The 20,175-nt window shown below is 43.3% G+C and carries 19 protein-coding genes; 14 read left to right on the top strand and 5 right to left on the bottom strand.

Annotated elements, in window-relative coordinates:
• The first annotated feature begins 463 nt into the window (after window positions 1-463).
• A complete protein-coding gene (locus VIG27_RS17740) occupies window positions 464-1,093 on the top strand; it encodes an ECF transporter S component (protein ID WP_394524091.1) in 630 nt (209 codons plus the stop codon).
• 75 nt (window positions 1,094-1,168) lie between these two features.
• Here VIG27_RS17740 and pta read toward each other — a convergent pair whose 3' ends face one another.
• From pta to VIG27_RS17715, 5 genes are all read right to left on the bottom strand, one after another.
• A complete protein-coding gene (pta, locus tag VIG27_RS17735; RefSeq protein WP_394524090.1) occupies window positions 1,169-2,146 on the bottom strand; it encodes a phosphate acetyltransferase in 978 nt (325 codons plus the stop codon).
• Between the two features lie 139 nt (window positions 2,147-2,285).
• Window positions 2,286-3,713 carry an MGH1-like glycoside hydrolase domain-containing protein gene (locus tag VIG27_RS17730; protein ID WP_394524088.1) on the bottom strand — a complete coding sequence of 476 codons (1,428 nt, stop codon included), beginning with the start codon at window positions 3,711-3,713 and terminating at the stop codon, window positions 2,286-2,288.
• Between the two features lie 25 nt (window positions 3,714-3,738).
• Entirely contained in the window at window positions 3,739-4,446 is a 708-nt protein-coding gene (locus VIG27_RS17725) for a carbohydrate ABC transporter permease (protein ID WP_394524087.1), read from the bottom strand.
• A gap of 167 nt (window positions 4,447-4,613) precedes the next feature.
• Window positions 4,614-5,483: a helix-turn-helix domain-containing protein gene (locus VIG27_RS17720; protein WP_394524086.1), complete on the bottom strand. Its 870-nt coding sequence runs from the start codon at window positions 5,481-5,483 to the stop codon at window positions 4,614-4,616.
• A 4-nt stretch (window positions 5,484-5,487) separates the two neighbouring features.
• Window positions 5,488-6,363, bottom strand: a complete 876-nt coding sequence (locus tag VIG27_RS17715) for a glycoside hydrolase family 43 protein (RefSeq protein ID WP_394524084.1) — start codon at window positions 6,361-6,363, stop codon at window positions 5,488-5,490.
• 314 nt (window positions 6,364-6,677) lie between these two features.
• On the opposite strand from VIG27_RS17715, the gene VIG27_RS17710 reads away from it, so the two are divergent.
• From VIG27_RS17710 to rsmG, 13 genes are all read left to right on the top strand, one after another.
• Window positions 6,678-8,288 (top strand): helix-turn-helix domain-containing protein, encoded by a 1,611-nt coding sequence (locus tag VIG27_RS17710; protein WP_394524082.1) that lies wholly within the window; start codon window positions 6,678-6,680, stop codon window positions 8,286-8,288.
• Between the two features lie 152 nt (window positions 8,289-8,440).
• Window positions 8,441-9,412: an ABC transporter substrate-binding protein gene (locus tag VIG27_RS17705; protein WP_394524080.1), complete on the top strand. Its 972-nt coding sequence runs from the start codon at window positions 8,441-8,443 to the stop codon at window positions 9,410-9,412.
• 51 nt (window positions 9,413-9,463) lie between these two features.
• Window positions 9,464-10,489 carry a FecCD family ABC transporter permease gene (locus tag VIG27_RS17700; protein WP_394524079.1) on the top strand — a complete coding sequence of 342 codons (1,026 nt, stop codon included), beginning with the start codon at window positions 9,464-9,466 and terminating at the stop codon, window positions 10,487-10,489.
• On the top strand, window positions 10,489-11,520 hold the full coding sequence (locus tag VIG27_RS17695; RefSeq protein ID WP_394524078.1) for a FecCD family ABC transporter permease: 1,032 nt from the start codon (window positions 10,489-10,491) through the stop codon (window positions 11,518-11,520). The genes VIG27_RS17700 and VIG27_RS17695 overlap by 1 nt, the downstream gene beginning before the upstream one ends.
• Before the next feature lie 14 nt (window positions 11,521-11,534).
• Window positions 11,535-12,332, top strand: a complete 798-nt coding sequence (locus VIG27_RS17690; protein ID WP_394524076.1) for an ABC transporter ATP-binding protein — start codon at window positions 11,535-11,537, stop codon at window positions 12,330-12,332.
• Between the two features lie 262 nt (window positions 12,333-12,594).
• Window positions 12,595-12,729, top strand: coding sequence for a 50S ribosomal protein L34 (gene rpmH / locus VIG27_RS17685; RefSeq protein WP_394524072.1), 135 nt, complete (start codon window positions 12,595-12,597; stop codon window positions 12,727-12,729).
• Window positions 12,730-12,801: 72 nt separating this feature from the next.
• The gene (gene rnpA, locus VIG27_RS17680) at window positions 12,802-13,149 is read left to right on the top strand and encodes a ribonuclease P protein component (RefSeq protein ID WP_394524060.1); all 348 of its coding nucleotides are present in this window, start codon (window positions 12,802-12,804) and stop codon (window positions 13,147-13,149) included.
• Window positions 13,150-13,153: 4 nt separating this feature from the next.
• The gene (gene yidD, locus VIG27_RS17675; protein WP_394524057.1) at window positions 13,154-13,369 is read left to right on the top strand and encodes a membrane protein insertion efficiency factor YidD; all 216 of its coding nucleotides are present in this window, start codon (window positions 13,154-13,156) and stop codon (window positions 13,367-13,369) included.
• A gap of 19 nt (window positions 13,370-13,388) precedes the next feature.
• Window positions 13,389-14,672: a YidC/Oxa1 family membrane protein insertase gene (locus VIG27_RS17670; protein WP_394524050.1), complete on the top strand. Its 1,284-nt coding sequence runs from the start codon at window positions 13,389-13,391 to the stop codon at window positions 14,670-14,672.
• 14 nt (window positions 14,673-14,686) lie between these two features.
• Entirely contained in the window at window positions 14,687-15,352 is a 666-nt protein-coding gene (gene jag / locus VIG27_RS17665) for an RNA-binding cell elongation regulator Jag/EloR (RefSeq protein WP_394524047.1), read from the top strand.
• 72 nt (window positions 15,353-15,424) lie between these two features.
• Window positions 15,425-16,804 (top strand): tRNA uridine-5-carboxymethylaminomethyl(34) synthesis GTPase MnmE, encoded by a 1,380-nt coding sequence (gene mnmE, locus VIG27_RS17660; protein ID WP_394524045.1) that lies wholly within the window; start codon window positions 15,425-15,427, stop codon window positions 16,802-16,804.
• Window positions 16,805-16,883: 79 nt separating this feature from the next.
• Entirely contained in the window at window positions 16,884-18,800 is a 1,917-nt protein-coding gene (gene mnmG / locus VIG27_RS17655) for a tRNA uridine-5-carboxymethylaminomethyl(34) synthesis enzyme MnmG (RefSeq protein WP_394524040.1), read from the top strand.
• Window positions 18,797-19,528 carry a 16S rRNA (guanine(527)-N(7))-methyltransferase RsmG gene (gene rsmG / locus VIG27_RS17650; RefSeq protein WP_394524038.1) on the top strand — a complete coding sequence of 244 codons (732 nt, stop codon included), beginning with the start codon at window positions 18,797-18,799 and terminating at the stop codon, window positions 19,526-19,528. Before mnmG ends, rsmG begins: the two co-directional genes overlap by 4 nt.
• Window positions 19,529-20,175 lie beyond the last annotated feature (647 nt).

Below are 20,175 nucleotides of genomic sequence, written 5' to 3'. Positions count from 1 at the left end.
TGTATGTCTCCTACATCTATAAAAATGCAAATATGCGCATTTGCCCAATCTACTGTTCATTCTATACTATTTTGAAATATATTTCAATGAGAATAGTAAAAAATTGTGGATAAGTGTGTGCAGAGGATGTGTATTGCATGTGAATGAAATGTTGATAATCATCCAGGGAGAGAGTTGTCCACAAAAAAGAAAGCTTTTAAAACTCCCGTTATTCACATTCTGGAAAACTTTTATTTATCTGGGATGAAGGGACATGCTTGTGAACAAATGGATGGTTATCAAGATAGTATCAAGATAGTTTTCCACAAGTTATCCCCACTTTGTTGATAACTTTATGTAAATTAACAAATTTCGTGTGAAATTGAGAACATGATTGACGAAAAGCAATGGCGGTAGGTATAATGCAGAAGTAACTAGCTGCATTGTATCTTATGAATAAGAACAGTAGCACAGGAGGTATAAGATGAACATTGAGAACAAGACCCGTAACCTGGTATTGGCAGCTGTATTTGTTGCCATTATCGTAATCCTGGCATTTACACCTTTAGGATATATTCCACTGGGATTTATGAACGCCACCATCATTCATGTTCCGGTCATAATTGGAGCCATTATTCTTGGACCAAAATATGGGGGATTTTTAGGAATGGTGTTTGGACTTACCAGTTTGTGGAAAAATACCTACATGCCAAATCCGACCTCATTTGTATTTTCTCCGTTTATAAAGGTGGGAGAGTACGGCGGTAATTTTGGGAGCCTGGTCATCTGTATGGTTCCGAGAATTTTAATCGGTATCGTATCGTTTTACGTTTTCCGGGCGGTGCTTCAAGGCTTTAAGGGGAAAAAGGGAAAAAGAACCATTGCACTGGCGGCAGCCGGGGCGGCCGGATCATTAACCAATACGCTTTTGGTAATGAATCTGATTTATTTTCTTTTTGGTAAAGAATATGGACATGCTGCGAAAGGACTGTCGGAGGGAATTTATTCGGTTATAATTGGAATTATCTGTATTAATGGAATTCCTGAGGCAATCGTGGCGGGAATTCTGACGACTGCGGTTACTCAGGCATTGTATAAGGCCATGAGAAGATAGGATAGAAAGCGGCTCCTCTTGAAATTTAAGGGGAGCCGCTTTTTCATTTTAACCATTCCAGCCTGGGATTATCTTTTAAATCAGGGCTGCTGTTATGATTGACATTTTATAAACTTCGTCAGCATTGCATCCTCTGGATAAGTCGTTGATCGGTGCATTCAGTCCCTGGAGGATGGGTCCGAAGGCTTCAAATCCGCCCAGTCGCTGTGCAATTTTATAGCCGATATTCCCAGCATTGATATCAGGGAAAATAAAAACATTGGCGTTGCCGGCAACGGGGGAACCGGATGCTTTTGTTTCTGCCACTGCGGGGGAGATCGCAGCATCAAACTGGAGTTCGCCATCCACCGGGAAGTCTAAATTTAAGGATTTTAATTTTGTGGCGGCGTGGTTTACCTTATCAACGGATTCTCCTTTACCGGAACCCAGCGTGCTGTAGGAAAGCAGGGCAACCTTTGGATCAATGGAAAAGGTCTTTGCGGTCCGGGCTGTTTCAACAGCGATTTCAACCAGCTCGTCTTCGGTTGGGTTAAGATTGATGGCACAGTCTCCCATGGCATACATTTCGTTTTTGCCTTCTGTCTGGCGGTAAAGAATAAAGCAGCTGGAAACAATTTTGTTTTGGGGCTTTGTTTTAATCAACTGCAGGGCCGGTCTTACAGTATCAGCAGTGGAATAAGTGGCTCCGCCCAGCAGACAGTCGGCTTTTCCCATCTTAACCAGCATGGTGCCAAAGTAGTTGGATTTTAAAAGAGCGGCCCGGCAGGCTGCCTCATCCATCTTTCCTTTTCGCAGTTCCACCATTTTAGATGTCATTTCATCAATTTCGTTATAGTGAAGAGGGTCAATGGTTTCTATTCCCTCCACTGGCCATCCATACTTTTTTGCGGCTTCATCAATTTCTTTTTCGGTTCCCAAAAGGATGGGTGTTAGAATTCCTTCCTTATAAAGCCGGCTTGCAGCTTCCAAAATTCTTGGATCCGTGCCTTCTGTAAATACGATCTTTCTTTTCTGGTCCTTCAGTGCAGCAATCATAGATTCAAACATGATCATTTCCTCCGTACTTGTTATTGGTTTACAGTTTATGAGTTTTGTATTTCTACTATTTTATAGAAATACTTTGCCCAATTACTTTAAATATTATCTCAAATCATATTTGATCACAACTGGTTTGGGGAAATAAATATAAAATTTATAGATAAAATTTTAAATTACTTTTATTGGCCTTATCTGATAATTGTTTTACATGCAGAAGATTTCCTTTAAGGTCTGTGATGAGTTTTAAATCTTTTCCTGATTCAAATATTTTCTTCCCATTGATAAATCCTTCTGCATAGTCACCGGTGTTTCTGATTTTAAAACAATATTCGCCCCAAACCTGTTCATAAATACTTTCATGGCCGCCCATGGTGCCCCAGAAGATCTTGTCCTGTTCCAGGTGAATTCCAAACATACGGGCAGCGTATTCTAAAACGGAGAGAAGGGCTGGGCCATAGGAGTCTTGAGTACTTTGAAGAGAGGGCTGTCCGGTAAAAGGGTCGTATTGCTGTACAAAAATGCAGGACTCTCCAATGGCATGAAACAATTTTTCTCCGAGAACCGGGATCAAAGAATCATAACCGTAATTTTCCAGTGCGCGGATGGCTCTCTGGTAGGTAAGTGCTTCGGGCTGTCCGCTCCAGTTATTGGTTTCGATGTTTTGAAACAGAGGGTCGTTGACTGCTACAGAGGGAAGCGGCATGGGAGTCCAGAATTCTTCCGGATTTAGTAAGTGTCTGGTCACAAATTCCCTGGCCATGGAGGGTGTTAGGCTGTTCCAATACATGGCTCTTAAATTATTATGAGTCAGGACATCCAGCGGCTTATGATGCTTATCCCGGTCAAAGCAGGCACCTCTTGCTTCATCCCAAAGGTAAGTCTGTATGGTTTTCTTAATGGAACGGGCTTTTTTTAACCACCGGTCCGTTATGGAGGAATCACCTTTGATCCTTCCGATCTTTGATAAGGTTTCTCTCGCGGAATAAGAAAAACTCATGATGTCCAGGGAGGCCATAGGCACGATGCGGCAGTTTTTTGGAGGTGTTTCCTTGTCCCAGTCATCAGGGGCATCCCCATAGCGCAGGGCATAATCTTCTCCGGTGTCATATTTGCACCAGCTTTCCAGACAGCCATCCCCGTCGGAATCCCGTACTTTCCATAAATATGAATCGAATTTTTCTAAAGCAGAAGCAAGAAGGGTGAGATAATCGTCCTCTTTCCCTATTAGATAGTACATGTTAAGAGCGGAGGATGGAAAGCAAAAGCCCTGAAATTTATTAAATTGGGGAGTTATGGTTCCATCCAGTAAGGCTATGCTTCCGGGAAGCCTTCCATCCTCTCTCTGGGTTTCCATAAATAAAAGATTGTTATTAAGCCCAGCCTCTAAATTTCTTTTGGCATACATTTCGCCGCCCATGGGTTGTGTCTCCAGCCATATTTTTTCATAGCCGCCTCCTTCAATTAAGACCATCCGGGACTCGAACTGTTTTAAATTATTTAAGGATTTTTCTTCGGCGGTGTCCACCAGTTTTTGTAATAGTTCATAAGAGGTTTTAAATGATACGTTTGTTTTTATTTTCACAATAAACCCTTTCTGCAGCTGTTTTTTAACCTTTGATACCACTTCCGCTGATTCCTTCTACCAGATAGCGGTTGAAAAACAGAAAGATCAGGAATACAGGAACCAGGGATAAGGTGGACATGGCAAACATGGCACCATAATCAGTGGTGGAGGTGGAATCAGCAAAATTTTTGATGGCCACGGAGGCTGTATATAAATTGGGCTTGCTTAGGTAAATCATCGGTGACATAAAATCATCCCATTTCCAGTAGAACTGAATGATGATGGTGGTTACAATGGAGGGTTTTAACAAAGGCAGAAAAATTCTGGTAAAAATAGAATACTTGCTGCAGCCGTCGATGATGGCAGCTTCGTCTAAGTCCCTTGGAATACCGGCTCCAAACTGCATCATCTGGTAGATAAAAAAAGCCTGGCCGAAAAAATGAGGCAGTAGGAGGGGGAGATAGGTTCCTACAAGATGAAGTTTGTTGTATATAATGTATTGGGGAACCAAAATGATTTGAGAGGGCAGCATCATGGTTCCGATCATTGCCATAAACCAGAGATTGCGCCCTTTAAAAGGAACTCTTGAAAAGGCATAGGCCACGCAGGAAGAGGAGAGGACCGTTGCCAGGGTCGAAATGGAGGCAACCAGTAAAGAATTCTGAAAGAATATCTGAAAACTGATTCCGCCAAAGCCCTTATAGCCATTGGTAAAATTTTCAATTCTCCAGTGATATGGAATTAAGTCCATGCCGCTTCCTCCGTTTCATGTTTTGCTGTTACGCATACATTTGTTATTTTTGCTATTTTTACCATCCGGATTCAGTAAATATATGTAACATTTTAATATAATAATGGTGAAATAACAATCATATTTAGGCAAAACACCAATACATTGGAAAAAGAATTAAATTTGCACTATATTGACCGGTTTCCTGGATTTTTCTTTGACTTCCGGTATTGGAGCGGGGTGGTTCCCGTATGTTTTTTAAAGACCCGGTCAAAGTATGAGAGCCGTTCGTAACCTAATTTTTTGGATATATCTTCCATTGAAAGGGAATCATTAAGAAGAAGGCGCCGTGCTTGTTCAATTCTTTGGCAGTTCATAAATTCGTTTACGGTAAAATTGGTCACTTCTTTGAATATCCGGCTTAAATAGCTTTTATCCAGGTAAAAAATAGCTGCAAGATCTTCCAGCCCGCAGATCTCACAGGAATGTTCCATAATATAACTCATAATCTCAGAAACTTTTACATAGCGTATCATCTTTCCTTTTTGATGATCGGGTTCTTCCGGCTTGATGCCCTCTCCTTTTAAAACCATGAGAAAGACGGAAAACAAAATTTTCTTGATTTCTGCGCAAGCAAACGGAATATTATTCTGTATTGTCTGTTCCATCTCACTCAAATATTGTTCCATCTGATTTCTTCGGGTCTCATCAAGGGAAAATACACCGTGATAGTTCTGAAAAAAACGGATAAAATCTAGTTCCATGACGGTTCCGGCAGAAGTCAGCCAGCTTTCTTCAATTTCGATCAAGACACGTTCATGGAACTTTCCGCCGATCACATTTGTAAAAGGAATCTTTTTTTTATCAATAAAAGACAGGGTGCCTTTTGACATCCTGCAGCTTTTATTTTCCGAATAGAAATATCGTTCTCCATCCAGTATGTAATGGATCTGATACTCATTTTTATAAAATCCTATGGTTTTTGCAAAGTCACAGTCACGGGCTACATGGCTGATTCCTATGCCGCCGCAGGTTCCTGCAAAGATGACTTCTTTCATACTATTATCCTTTCAGCCAGAGCGTGTCGTCTTTTTCTTCCAAGGGGTAAAAGACGGGACGCTCTTTTAAATGCTCGTTGGGTGTATGGAGTGTAAGATATAATTCACCGTTCACGCTTGGAAAAATCATGCCGTGACCGCCGTCTTTCTGAAAGAGAAGCCTGTCATCCTGGTTCCATTTTCCGGTAATGTCACCGTTGTCGGAATAGGCAAGGGCTTCGGTATATCCCTCTTTTCCAAAGCTTGACCAAAGCAGGAGGAGGCGGTTATTTTGGGTACGGTATAGAAAAGGACCGTCTGTTACGTAGTGGGTTCCGGGTCTGTTCTCTGGCGTGATGGGGACCACCCATCCGGAGGCTTCAGAGGCGTGGAAGAGGACAAAGGGCTGGGAAACGGCTTTTTTTAAATCTTTGCTGAGTTCTACGGCACAGATAGAACCATCTGAGATTTGGACCCATTCGTGTACAAAAACCATGTATGGAGTTTTCTTAGGACTCACGTAAAAGGTACCGTCGATGCACTCCCAACCATGCGGGGTGATCTGTTTTTCACTGTGACCGGTAAATGGACCAAGTGGATGAGAGGCTTTTAATATTGCGGTTCCGCCGCAGGCTTTGCTGTCTTTAAAGGTGGCAAACATATAGTAGGAACCGTTATACTTATGGACCTCTGGTGCCCAGCAGTTTTTATCCGCCCAGAAATCTTTCGGCTTACAAAATACTTCAAAAGGGCCATCCCAGTTTTCTAAATCATTGCTGGTATAGCAGTCAAAGCCGTCGGCTTCCATCCAGCAGGTCTCTGCTCGGGTTCCATATAAATAGTAAGTGCCGTTTTCAGTCAATACAAATGGGTCTCTGATGTTAATTTCTTGCCGTTTCATAAAATACCTCCCTTAACATGCTTGTTTTGTGGCTTTTGCTGGTTTTATTATACTATAGTGGATTATAAATTGGTAGATATTTAGTATTAAAATGAGAGACCTGTGAAAGATTCTCATAGTTGCTGTGAAGCTATTGTTTTTTTAAATAACTTTTGTTATGATGAACGTATTGGTTAGCCACAACTAACTTTATGCAATCCTATTTACCGTGTTTTAATCACATCGTGTTCAGCGGCGGGAATTCAGTTTCGTATTTTGGGCTTATGTCAAAAGGAAGATGATAAACTGCTGTTTAATGAAGGAGATTTTTAGATATGACAAATATAGAGAATACGGATGTTATTGAATCCTATACATTTAAGCTTTTAAAGGTAAGTTCTTTTCTCAGCCTGGAATCTGCGTTAAAAGATGAAAATACTTCTTCTGTTTTATTCTTAAATGATGCCTCAGGTTCCCTTCAGATCTGTGATAAAACAGTAAGGCTGTGTCCGGGACTCATGATCGGCGCCTCCAGTTTTCGTGCCTGCGGGATTAAATTGTCTCCGGATGCAAAGGCTGCCGGCTGCCGGCTGACATTTCAGTGGTTGCGAACCAACCGGTTAGGGGGAGTGGAAAACGATTTTTCTAACCGGTTATGGGGGTGTACCCTCCTGAACAGGGAAACAGGAATCAAGCAGATGAAGGAGCTGAAGCTTCTTGCAGGAAGCAGGCGGCCGGGAGACTATCTGCAGGCCCAGTCCCGGTTGTATACACTTCTCGCACAGCTTTTTCAGCCGGAAGAGGAAGACCTGCAGCAAAGGGTTACGACTGAGGAACGTTTACTGGCAAGTATAGAATATATGAAGGAGCATTATAGAGAGCCGGTTACCAGAGATCAGCTGGCGGCTGTGGCAGGTCTTCATCCGGATTATTATTCCAGAGCTTTTAAACAGTATTATAAGGAAAGTCCTATCCGCTATCTTACAAATCTTAGGGTGTATCACGCCAAGAGCAGGCTTCTTCATAGCAATGAATCTTCAAAAAGGATTGCCTATGATCTTGGGTTCAATGATGAATTTTATTTTAGCCGTAAATTCAAGGAGCGGATGGGGATTTCTCCGGTTGCTTATATGAAGCGGCTGAAACAGGGCGAAAGAATTGCATCACTGAATCACCTCACTACGGGGCACTTGCTTGCTCTTGGTATTACTCCTTATGCTGCGGTCTTAAACAATGCGTTTCAGGCGGGGAACAATTTGAAAGAGGTTCGGTCCGTGGGGCAGTTTCTGCCTGATATGGACAGGCTCCTTGATGTAAAACCGGAAATGATCCTCATGCGTTGTAACCGGGATGAGGCCATTTCTTCCCGGTTACAGCAATTGGATCAGATTGCTCCCACTCTGATGCTGGATTTCTGGCAGGACTGGAGACACCAGCTGAAGGAAATCTCCAGAGTCATCGGAAGACAGCCGGAGGCACTCCGCTTCATGGAGCGGTATGAGGACAAGGTCCAAAAAATACGGCGAGCGGTCCGCAAAAAAATAGGCTCTGAGCGTGTTTTGCTGGTCGGAATGGATGGTTACGGACAATTGTACATTTTTGGAAGGCGTAATCTTGGAGAAGTGTTATATGGAGACCTGGAAATGCAGATGCCTGAAGGGGTAGACAGGATTGCCCATTACATACCGGTATCTTTGCAGGAATTGTCATCCTACCAGGTGGAGCGGATGATATTGTTCAGTGTCCAGAACGACGGAAGCCCCAAAACAACTCAAAGCATGGTTCGGAGACTAAACAGATTGGAAACCAGCTTTGTGTGGAATCAGTTTCCTGCTGTGGCACAGGGAAAGGTACTTTGTCTTCTGGAGAGCGGACATCTTTGTACCAGCTATAATGCCTGGTCCCATGAACGGTTGCTGGAATGTGTACAAAAAAATCTCTGCTGACGATTGTAAAAAAGAGTTTTGTTTAGGAAATACGGAAAATGTCAGAAATGTACATATCAATGTCAGATTTCTACATGTTCAACCAAATCTTTCTTTTTTATAATGAACAAGGAAAATAAAAAGTAAAAATTCGTCGAAGGAGAGATAAATTTATGTGGAACTTAAAAAGAACTGGTAAGACTTTCCTGGGAATCCTGCTGGCTGCCTCCATGCTGACGGCATGTGGTCAGTCTGCGGAGAAGGAAAGCACCTCTGTAGCAGCGGAAAAGGAGGAGGTCCGTACAATTTCCCACGCCATGGGAGAAACTGAAATTAAGGGAACACCTTTGCGCGTGGTTACGCTGTTTCAGGGAGCTACGGATGCATCTTTGACTCTGGGAGTTAAGCCTGTGGGTGCTGTGGAGTCCTGGATTGAAAAGCCGTGGTACGAATATATACGCAGTCAAATGGATGGAGTTGTAAATCTTGGTGATGAAAACCAACCGAATCTGGAAATGATTGCAGGATTAAAGCCGGATCTGATTATTGCTTCAAAAACCCGCCATGAAAAAATCAGTGAACAGCTTTCTGCAATCGCACCAACTGTGATGACGGAAGAGGTGCATATTTGGAAGGATACGCTTCATTTGACGGCAGAAGCCCTTAATAAGCAGGAAAAAGAAGAAGCTTTTTTAAAGGAGTGGGACCAAAAGGTTGCAAAATTTAAGAAAGATGCGGGAGAGGAGCTTCAACAAAAAACGGTTGCTATTATAGATTTCCGCTCAGATCATGCAAGAATTGTTTACTCCGGATTTGCCGCTTTGGTACTTGATGAACTGGGAATAAAGAGACCGGAGAACCAAAAGGGAGAAGAATGGGGAGTGAAGCTGACAACAAAAGAAAGTATTCCTCAGATGGATGCGGATATTATCTTTGACCAGACCAGTATGGACCGGGACGACGGACGGGTGGATCTGCGCACTTCCTGGATGGAGCATCCTCTTTTTAAAAATTTAAAAGCCGCGCAGACCAACCGGATCTATTTGGTAAACACGGCGGTTTGGAACAATGGCTCCGGGCCTCTTGCAGCTTCCTTAATGTTAGATGATTTATACCGATATTTTAATATTCAGTCTTCAAAATAAAAACAGATCCGGGTGGTTATGACTGCCCGGATCAAATGTTAGGAAAGTGGTGTGATTTTGTTGTTAAGTAAAACCTGGCGGCGTGGGACGGGCCTTTTGATTGGCTGTCTGTTTCTGGCTGCCGCCTTTTTTTTCAATCTATGGCTGGGAAGTACCAGGCTGCCGTCGGATTCCGTGTGGAAGGCTTTGTTTGCTTATGACAGCAGTGCAATGGATCAGATGATCATCCGGACCACAAGACTTCCCCGTGCTGTGATCGCCTTATTGGTGGGAGCAGCTTTGGCGGTGGCAGGCACTTTGACTCAGGCGCTTACCCGCAATCCCCTTGCCTCTCCAAGCTTATTAGGAATCAATTCCGGTGCCGTATTTTTTATAGTGGCAGCTTTGAATATGGGAAATGTGAAATCCATGAATCTTTTGATCTGGGTTGCTTTTTTCGGTTCAGCAGTTTCAGCGGCGGCTGTTTTCGGACTTGGTTCCTTAGGCAGGGACGGACTTACCCCGGTTAAAATCGTATTGGGCGGTACTGCTATATCCGCTTTATTTTCTTCTTTTACTCAGGGGATGTTAGTGTTGAATGAAGCGGGACTTCAGGACGTTCTTTTCTGGCTTTCCGGATCAATTGCAGGGAGGGAGCTGGAGCAGTTAAAAATAGTTCTTCCTTATCTGTTGCTGGGGTTGACGGCAGCGCAACTGTTAGCTGGTCCCATTAATATTTTGATTTCAGGGGAAGACATTGCCAAAGGACTTGGACAGAATACGATGGCCGTGAAATTGATCTGTGCCGTTGTGATTGTTGCGCTTGCAGGGAGTTCCGTATCTGTTGCGGGGGCTATTGGCTTTGTAGGACTAGTAATGCCTCATATGGCCCGTTTTTTGGTGGGAACGGACTACCGGTGGGTAATACCTTACAGTGCCCTTTTGGGTGCCATTCTGGTTTTGCTTGCAGATGTGGCAGTGCGCTATGTCATTATGCCCGGAGAAGTACCTATCGGCATTATGACAGCTTTGATCGGGGCACCGTTCTTTGTCTATACCGCCAAAAAAGAACTGCATTTTAAGGAAGGAGGTTCATAATGGAACGTATATTTCGGAGTAAACAGGAAAAAATCACTTTTTTATATGATACCCGTAACATTCAAGTCCTTTTAGGGCTGTTGCTTGTCCTTCTTGTTCTGATTGGAGTGAGTCTGGCTGCGGGGAGTCAGTGGTTTTCCCTGACTGATTTATATGAGGCTGTCAGGGGAGAGAATTCCTATGCATGGCTGGTCATTATGGAAATGAGGCTGCCGCGGATTCTTGTTGCAGTGCTTGCGGGAGCTTCCCTGAGCGTTGCAGGAGCCATATTACAGGGAATAATTCGCAATCCTCTTGCCTCCCCGGATATTATTGGAATTTCCAATGGTGCTTCTTTTGCCGCAATATTATTTCTGACTGTTTTTTCGGGAAAGATCAGCATCCATTGGCTGCCTGTTGCGGCCCTGTGCGGCGCAGGAGGAGTGTCTTTTTTGATTTATGTACTGGCATGGAATCAGGGTATCAGACCTACCCGCATGGTATTGATCGGTATCGGAATTTCAGCCGTTACCGGTGCGTTGACGACATTTATGATCACCATTAGTCCAAGTGCCTCGGCGAGCAAGGCTTATGTATGGATGACAGGAAGTGTATATGGGTCCTCCTGGAGAAACATTTTTACATTGCTTCCATGGACCGCTGTTCTTTTTCCCATTGCATTTTTATATAGCAGACATCTGGCTCTGCAGGAAATGGGGGATGATATAGCAGCGGCTCTGGGTTCCCCGGTCCAGCGTCATCGGGCGGTACTGATTTTTATTAGTGTGGCTCTCTCTGCCTCCTCGGTGGCAGTTGCCGGAGCGGTTGGATTTGTAGGCTTGATTGGCCCTCATATAGCGCGGAAGCTCTGTGGTCTGTCCATGCAGTCAGTGCTTCCGGCATCGGCTTTTACAGGAGGGATACTGGTCCTTCTGGCAGATACTGTGGCAAGGACACTGTTTTTGCCCAAGGATATTCCGGTTGGTGTGTTGACGGCTGCTGTGGGCGCACCGTTTTTTATCTACTTACTGTTTCGTAACCGCAATAAATAAGGAGGAAAAAGGCAATGACAACACTCGAAACAAAAGGGCTTACCTTATCCTACCGTGACTGTACGATCATCAAGGAGATGGATTTATCCATTTTGCCGGGCAAAATCACCGTATTTGTGGGGCGTAACGGCTGTGGCAAATCCACTCTTTTACGTGCGGTCAGCCGTCTGATCAAGCCGGAACAAGGAACTGTCTTGCTGGAGGGGAAAGAGATTCATAAGTGGTCCACCAGGGAAGTTGCAAAACGGATGGCCATTCTGCCTCAGTCCCCTCACGCACCGGAAGGTCTGACGGTAAAGCAGCTGGTACGGCAGGGACGATATCCCCATCAGAATTTTATGTCCCAATGGTCAAAAGAGGATGAACGGCTGGTGGAAAAGGCACTGAAGGATACGGGAATGTCAGCACTGATGGACCGCAGCGTGGATTCCTTGTCAGGAGGACAGCGCCAAAGGGCGTGGATCGCAATGACGCTGGCTCAGAATACCGGCATTATTCTGCTTGATGAACCGACCACCTACTTAGACTTAGCACATCAGATCGAGATCCTTGATTTGCTGTATGAGCTAAATGCCCGCGAACACTGTACCATTATAATGGTGCTGCACGATTTGAACCTGGCCTGCCGTTATGCACATCAGATTGTGGCGATTTCCGATCAGACTGTTATGGCGCAGGGAGCACCGGAAGAGGTGATGACTACAGAAATGGTCCGGGAAGTGTTTGGGATTGAGTGTGACATGATGAAAGATTCTCTGTTTGGAACTCCTGTTTTTCTGCCTCATGGGAAAGGACGCAGGGTTGAAACATAGGAAATCCCCAAAGAAAAAAGCGTTTGTCTTAATTTTTAGTAATCACAGACGCAGATTATTGGATGAGGCTGGAAAAAAACATAACCAGCTGTAAAATCATATTACAGAAATCGGCTTAAATACAAGTAAAATTGCATTTTTCCCTTGACGAACCATATATTGTTCTATATAATTGAAACGATGTTTAACTAAAATAGTCTCAATATGTTTCATCATATTGCCTATGATAAGCTATTGTAACAAGAGGAGGTGTCCGTACATTATGAAGATGACGTTTCAGCCAAAGAAGAGACAGAGATCCAAAGTTCATGGTTTCAGAGCCAGAATGAGCACTCCAGGCGGAAGAAAAGTAATAGCTGCCAGAAGAGCAAAAGGAAGAGCAAAATTATCAGCTTAATGGACCAGGCCGCAAGTAATTGTGGCCTTTTCTTTTCTCAAATTCCAGATAAACGGAAAAGGAAAGACAATTATGAAACATTTTAATTCGATTAAAAAAAATAAGGATTTTCAGGCTGTTTACCAGAGTGGAAAGTCCTTAGCCAACAGACTTCTTGTGATGTATGTGAAAAAGACGGACAGGCCCGAAACAAGAATCGGAATTTCCGTCAGCAAGAAGGTAGGAAACAGCGTTGTGAGACATCGCATAACCAGATTAATCAGAGAAAGCTTCAGGCTTCATGAAGACATGGTAGAGGCCGGGTTAGACATCGTGGTCGTTGTGAGAGCAGCGGCAAAAGAAGAAAATTACAAAACAATCGAAAGTGCATATCTGCACTTGTGCGGACTTCATAACATTTTAAAAAAAGAATCGAAGTGATCTTATGGTAAAAAAAATCATGATTTTATTGATCAGAGGATATCAGAAGTTTCTGTCCCCTCTTAAAATAAGAACTCACTGCATCTACACCCCTACGTGTTCTCAATACGCCATTGAGGCACTGAATAAGTATGGAGTGTTTAAAGGTACGTTTTTGGCTTGCAAAAGAATACTTCGCTGCAATCCTTTTGCAAAAGGCGGTTATGATCCAGTTCCGTAACAGATGAGGAGGTAGTTCATTGGAATTCTTAGTACTGACTAAGGTAGGGGGCATTCTGGGCCCGTTTGCAACTGTTCTGGGAGTTATCATGGATTGGCTGTTTCAGCTGACCAGTATGTTTGGAATCCAGAATATCGGTTTGTGTATTATCTTATTTACCCTTGTAACAAAGCTTCTTATGTTTCCGCTGACATTAAAACAGCAGAAATCGTCAAAACTGATGGCCGTTATGCAGCCGGAGATAACAGCCATTCAGGCAAAGTATAAAGGAAAGACCGACCAGGAATCCATGCGCAGACAAAACGTAGAGATCCAGGCAGTCTATGAGAAATATGGAACTTCCATGACAGGCGGATGTTTACAGCTGATCATTCAGATGCCCATTCTGTTTGCTCTTTATCAGGTTATCTATCAGATTCCTGCTTACGTGCCAAGTGTAAAGAGAGTATTTGAAAATGTTGTGACAGCCATCAGCTCTTTGAACGTGGACCATGTGGAAACGCTGAAACAATTTGCTGTTAATAACAAGATCAATTTAGCAAGAGTCCATGATATGTCCACAAGCAATGGAATGGTAGATTTTCTGTATCAGTTAAATCCGACTCAGTGGGGACAGCTTCAGGACTTGTTCCCAAGTGCCAAAGATGTGATCGCAACCAGTGCGGAACAGATTTCCCATATGAATTCATTTTTGGGAATCAATCTTGCTTCCACCCCTTCCAGTGTTATTTTTCCAAGCGGAGGAGGTTTTCATTTCAGTTTAGCCATATTGATCCCTGTTCTGGCCGGTGTCAGCCAGTGGTTCAGTGCAAAGCTGATGACGGTAAACCAGAATCAGACTCAGAAAGCAGGAGATGAAAACAACACCATGGCTCAGTCCATGAAGATGATGAATACATTCATGCCTCTGATGTCAGTGTTCTTCTGTTTTTCATTTGCTTCCGGTATCGGTATTTACTGGATTGCCTCCAGCGTTTTTCAGATCCTTCAGCAGTTAGCAGTCAACCGGTATTTAAACCGTATTGACATGGATGAGATGATTAAGAATAATGTTGAAAAGGCAAATAAGAAGCGTGCTAAGAAGGGACTTCCCCCTCAGCGTGTTTCCCAGAATGCAACCGCTAATTTAAAGAACCTTCAGGCATCTGCACAAAAAGCAGAAGCTGACGTGAATGCAAAGTTGGAAAAGACAAGGGAGCAGATTAAGGCTTCCAATGATTATTATAAAAAAGACACATCCAATCCCAACAGCATCTCAGCAAAGGCCAGAATGGTCCAAAAGTATAACGAAAAGCAAAAATAACAGGAGGGTGACCTATGGATATGATTACAGTTTCAGCAAAGAACGTTGATGAAGCGATTACAAAGGCATTAATCGAGTTAGAGACAACCAGTGACAAACTGGAATATGAAATTGTTGATAAGGGCAGTAATGGTATTCTGGGATTTATCGGTCAAAAGCCGGCTGTTATCCGTGCAAAGAGAAAAGAGACTCTGGCAGACAAAGCGTCTGAGTTCCTTTCTGAGGTTTTTGATGCCATGGATATGAAAGTCCGTCTGGAAGTCTCTTTTGATGAAGGAGACAGGGAACTTTCCATTGTTATGTCAGGGGATGATATGGGAATCCTGATCGGTAAAAGAGGACAGACTCTGGATTCTCTTCAGTATCTGGTAAGCCTTGTTGTAAACAAAGAAAGCGAAGATTATATCCGGGTGAAGCTGGATACAGAAAATTACAGAGAACGTAGAAGAGAAACTCTGGAAACACTCTCTAAGAACATTGCTTACAAGGTAAAAAGGACCAAACGTTCTGTTTCACTGGAACCTATGAATCCTTATGAAAGAAGGATCATCCATTCCGCACTTCAAAACGACAAACTCATTGTTACCAGAAGTGAAGGGGAAGAACCATTCAGACATGTTGTAATTTCTTTAAAACGGGAATATCCCAAAAAGGATCGGAATCAGGAAAGAGTTAAATAGTCAAATAACAATGAGGGGTTGGGGCTGTCGGAAGGCACCTCAACCCTTTTCCTTATAAAAAGGTGAATGAATATGAAGTTGAATACAATAGCGGCTATCGCTACAGCGATGTCAAGTTCCGGGATCGGAATCGTGAGAATCAGCGGCGAGGAGTCATTTCAGATTATAGATAGAATATTTAAAGGAAAAGGAAATGCGGATAAAAAGCTTTCAAAGGAGCCATCCCATACCATCCATTACGGCTATATCTGTGATGGGGAGGAAGTGGTGGATGAGGTTTTGGTTTTGATTATGAAGGGGCCGAGAAGCTATACCGCGGAAGATACGGTTGAGATCGACTGTCACGGCGGAGTCCTGGTGACGAAAAAGATTCTGGAAACGGTGTTAAAGTATGGTGCCAGGCCGGCGGAGCCAGGTGAATTCACGAAGAGAGCCTTTTTAAACGGCAGAGTGGATTTATCTCAGGCAGAGGCCGTCATTGATGTGATCAACGCCAAAAATGAGTATGCCCTGAAGTCTTCCGTCAGCCAGCTGGAGGGGGCCGTTTCCAAGCGTATTAAGAAAATGAGAGAAACAATCATTTACCATATTGCGTTTATTGAATCGGCACTTGACGATCCGGAACACATTTCTCTGGATGGGTATGAGGAAACCCTTCTTGAGACTCTTACGCCGTTAAAAAAGGAACTGGAGGGGCTGATCCGGTCTGCAGATAACGGAAGAGTCCTTTCAGAAGGAATCGAAACCGTTATATTGGGGAAGCCCAATGCAGGAAAATCGTCTCTTTTGAATGTTCTGGTGGGAGAGGAGCGTGCCATTGTCACCGATATTGCAGGAACCACCAGAGACACGTTAAGGGAGCAGATCCGTCTTGAGGAATTGAGTCTTAACATCATTGATACGGCGGGAATCCGTGATACAAAAGATGTGGTGGAAAAAATCGGAGTGGAAAAGGCGAAAGCCGCGGCCCAACGGGCAGACTTAATCCTATACGTGGTGGATGGTTCCTGTCCTCTTAATGAAAACGATGAAGAGATTTTTTCAGTTATTAAAGACAAAAAGGCAATTGTTCTTTTAAATAAAATGGACTTAAATTCCGTGGTAACAAAAGCTCTGCTGAAGGAGCGGACCGGTCATCCGGTGATCTCTATTTCCGCAAAGGAACGGACCGGGATCAAGGATCTGGAGCAGGAGATAAAATCCATGTTTTATGAAGGTAAACTGGATTTTAATGATGAGGTTTACATTACCAATGTAAGGCATAAAAATGCACTTTCAGAAGCATTGAAAAGTCTTACCATGGTGGAGCAGAGTGTTCTGAATGGAATGCCAGAGGATTTCTATTCCATTGATTTAATGGATGCGTATGAGCAGCTGGGAACCATTCTCGGTGAGTCGGTGGAAGATGATCTGGTCAATGAAATATTCAGTAAATTCTGTATGGGAAAATAGTGAGTTGGGTTAGTAATGTGCCCTGGAGGCACACCTTTATGCCCGGAGGTAAGGGCTCGAAAGAAGAAGGGAGAATAAAATGCAGTATTTAGAGGAGTCTTATGATGTAGTGGTCGTCGGTGCCGGTCATGCGGGCTGTGAAGCGGCTTTGGCCTGTGCAAGACTTGGCCTGGAGACCATTGTATTTACCGTAAGTGTAGACAGCATTGCGCTGATGCCCTGCAATCCCAATGTAGGCGGAAGCTCCAAAGGCCATCTGGTCCGGGAGCTTGACGCCCTTGGCGGTGAGATGGGAAAAAATATAGATAAAACCTTTATTCAGTCCAAGATGCTAAATCAGTCCAAAGGGCCTGCCGTTCATTCGCTGCGCGCTCAGGCGGACAAGCAGGAATATTCAAGAGAAATGAGAAGGACCCTTGAAAATACCGAGCATCTGACCATAAGACAGGCAGAGGTTACGGAAATCATCACAGAACATGGAGCCATTACAGGGGTCAAGACCTTTTCCGGAGCGGTTTACCGCTGTAAAGCTGCGGTTCTGGCCACAGGTACTTATTTGAATGCAAGATGCATCTATGGTGATGTAAGTGAATATACAGGCCCTAACGGGCTGAAAGCAGCCAATCATCTGACTGATTCTTTAAAAGCCCATGGAATCGAAATGGTGCGTTTTAAGACAGGTACTCCTGCCAGGATAGATAAGAGAAGCGTGGATTTTACCAAGATGGAAGAGCAGTTCGGTGATAAGCGTATCGTTCCGTTTTCCTTTTCTACGGACCCGGAGTCCGTACAGAAGGAGCAGGTATCCTGCTGGCTCACGTATACCAATGAGGAAACCCACCGGATCATTCGGAGCAATCTGGACCGTTCTCCGCTCTTTTCCGGGGCCATTGAGGGAACCGGACCAAGATACTGCCCATCCATTGAGGATAAGGTGGTGAAATTCCCGGACAAAGACCGTCACCAGGTATTTGTGGAACCGGAGGGGCTTTATACCAACGAGATGTATTTGGGCGGTATGTCAAGTTCTTTGCCTGAGGACGTCCAGTATGCCATGTACCGGACGGTTCCTGGCCTTGAGAAGGTGAAAATTGTCCGGAATGCTTATGCCATTGAGTATGACTGCATCAATTCCCATCAGCTGAAGGCAACACTGGAATTTAAGGCAGTAAGCGGTTTGTTCAGCGGAGGCCAGTTTAACGGAAGCTCCGGTTATGAGGAGGCGGCTGTTCAGGGCTTTATGGCTGGGGTCAATGCAGCCATGAAGGTCCTTGGAAGAGAAGCCAAGGTGCTGGATCGGTCCCAGGCATATATCGGAGTGCTGATTGACGATCTTGTTACCAAGGAAAATCATGAGCCGTACCGTATGATGACCTCAAGAGCCGAATACAGGCTTTTGCTTCGCCAGGATAATGCAGATCTTCGGCTGATGGAGATTGGACACGATATCGGGCTTATCTCAGAGGAGCAATATCAGAAGCTGCTTAGGAAGGAACAGTCCATTGAGAAGGAAATGAAACGTTTGGAAACAACCAATATCGGTGCGTCAAAGGAAGTCCAGGAATTTTTGGAAGAGAATGGAAGCACTCCTTTGAAAACAGGAACTACTTTGGCAGAACTTGTGAGAAGACCGGAACTGAATTATGTTATGTTGACTAAAATAGATAAAAACAGACCGCAACTTCCCTGGGATGTGATTCAGCAGGTGGATATCAATATCAAATACGACGGCTATATCCGCAGGCAAAAACAACAGGTATCCCAGTTTAAGAAGCTGGAAAATAGAAAATTGGATGCAGATTTCGATTATGCCACCGTAAAAAGTCTGAGACGGGAGGCTGTCCAGAAGTTGAATCTTTATAAACCAATGTCCATCGGGCAGGCATCCAGAATCTCCGGCGTTTCTCCGGCTGATATTTCTGTGTTGCTGGTGCATTTGGAGCAGCATCGGCATCAGAAGAGTCTGGAAAAGAAAGAAGAGGAAACAGAATCATGACGGATGGATTCAAAGAACGGTTTACCAGTGAATTAAACGTATTGTCCATAAAATTGGAAGAAAACCAATTAATACAATTTTATAAATACTATGAATTATTAACAGAATGGAACAAGTTTATGAATCTGACGGCTATTATTGAAATGGATGAAGTCATAACAAAACATTTTGTTGATAGTTTATCATTGATCAAAGCGGTAAAGGATTTGGGAGAAAAGGAATATAAAATCATTGACGTGGGTACCGGAGCTGGATTTCCTGGAATTCCATTAAAAATTGCATTTCCCGAATTAAAAATCACTTTGATGGATTCTTTGAATAAACGGGTGAAGTTTTTGAATGAAGTGATCAAGCAACTGGGATTGAACGATATTCAAGCCAATCACGGGAGAGCGGAAGATATGGGGCGGGAACCCCTTCATCGGGAAAAATACGATCTTTGCGTTTCCAGAGCAGTAGCCAATTTAAGCACCTTGTCAGAGTATTGTATGCCTTTTGTAAAAGTCGGAGGAGCATTTGTTCCATATAAATCAGGCAAAATAGAAGAGGAGTTAAATGCTGCAAAGCATGCGGTATTTCTACTGGGAGGAAAGGTTGAAAGCGTGGAAGCATTTCTACTTCCAGGTACAGACGCTGAGCGATCTTTGGTGACCATTCGCAAGAATAGTGAAACTTCAAAAAAATATCCGAGAAAAGCAGGATTGCCAACAAAAGAACCATTGAAATAAAATGTTTCACGTGAAACATCCGGGAGCATATGCTCCGCATTGACAGATGGATGTTTCACGTGAAACATTTTTTTTGTTATCTGTATGTAGTATTTATATATATTTACATTTATATGTTGATGGCTATTGGTGTGGTTTATATGTAGAGTCATAACAACTCGTTTTATAGTTGGATTAAAACAGTAGTTTGGAGTTATAGGTTATAGTAATTTAAAGAGTTTCATAGATGAAAGCAATTACCTAGAGAAATGAAATCGTTTAGAGTGACAGGTCAAAGTAATAGGGCAGAGAAATGGGTGAGAGTAAATAGCAAATGTAAAAATCAAAGTATAAGTTTTAGTGAGGTTAGTAAGAGGGGGAAGATAGGGATAAAGTTTATGAAATGAGTCAATGTAAAAGGCGAGAGAAAAATATGGCGAACTATGCTTGTGAAATATCGAAGAAATAAGTTAGGAAAATATATTGGAAGAATAATCAAAGTAGTAGAATATAGAAATTAGATAAAGTAGTAAGGTAGAGTGGTAAGGTCAAGTGGTAAGATAGAGTAATAAAATAGATCATAAATATATATTTAATCATAGAAATATGTTTAAGAAGAAAGATAAATCTTAAAGTGTGTAATATGCAGAAAAGGTTAGTCAGATCAG

The sequence above is a fragment of the Lacrimispora sinapis genome, from assembly GCF_043633585.1.
Lineage (GTDB): Bacteria > Bacillota > Clostridia > Lachnospirales > Lachnospiraceae > Lacrimispora > Lacrimispora sinapis.
This window is presented reverse-complemented; position numbering and strand designations above follow the sequence as displayed.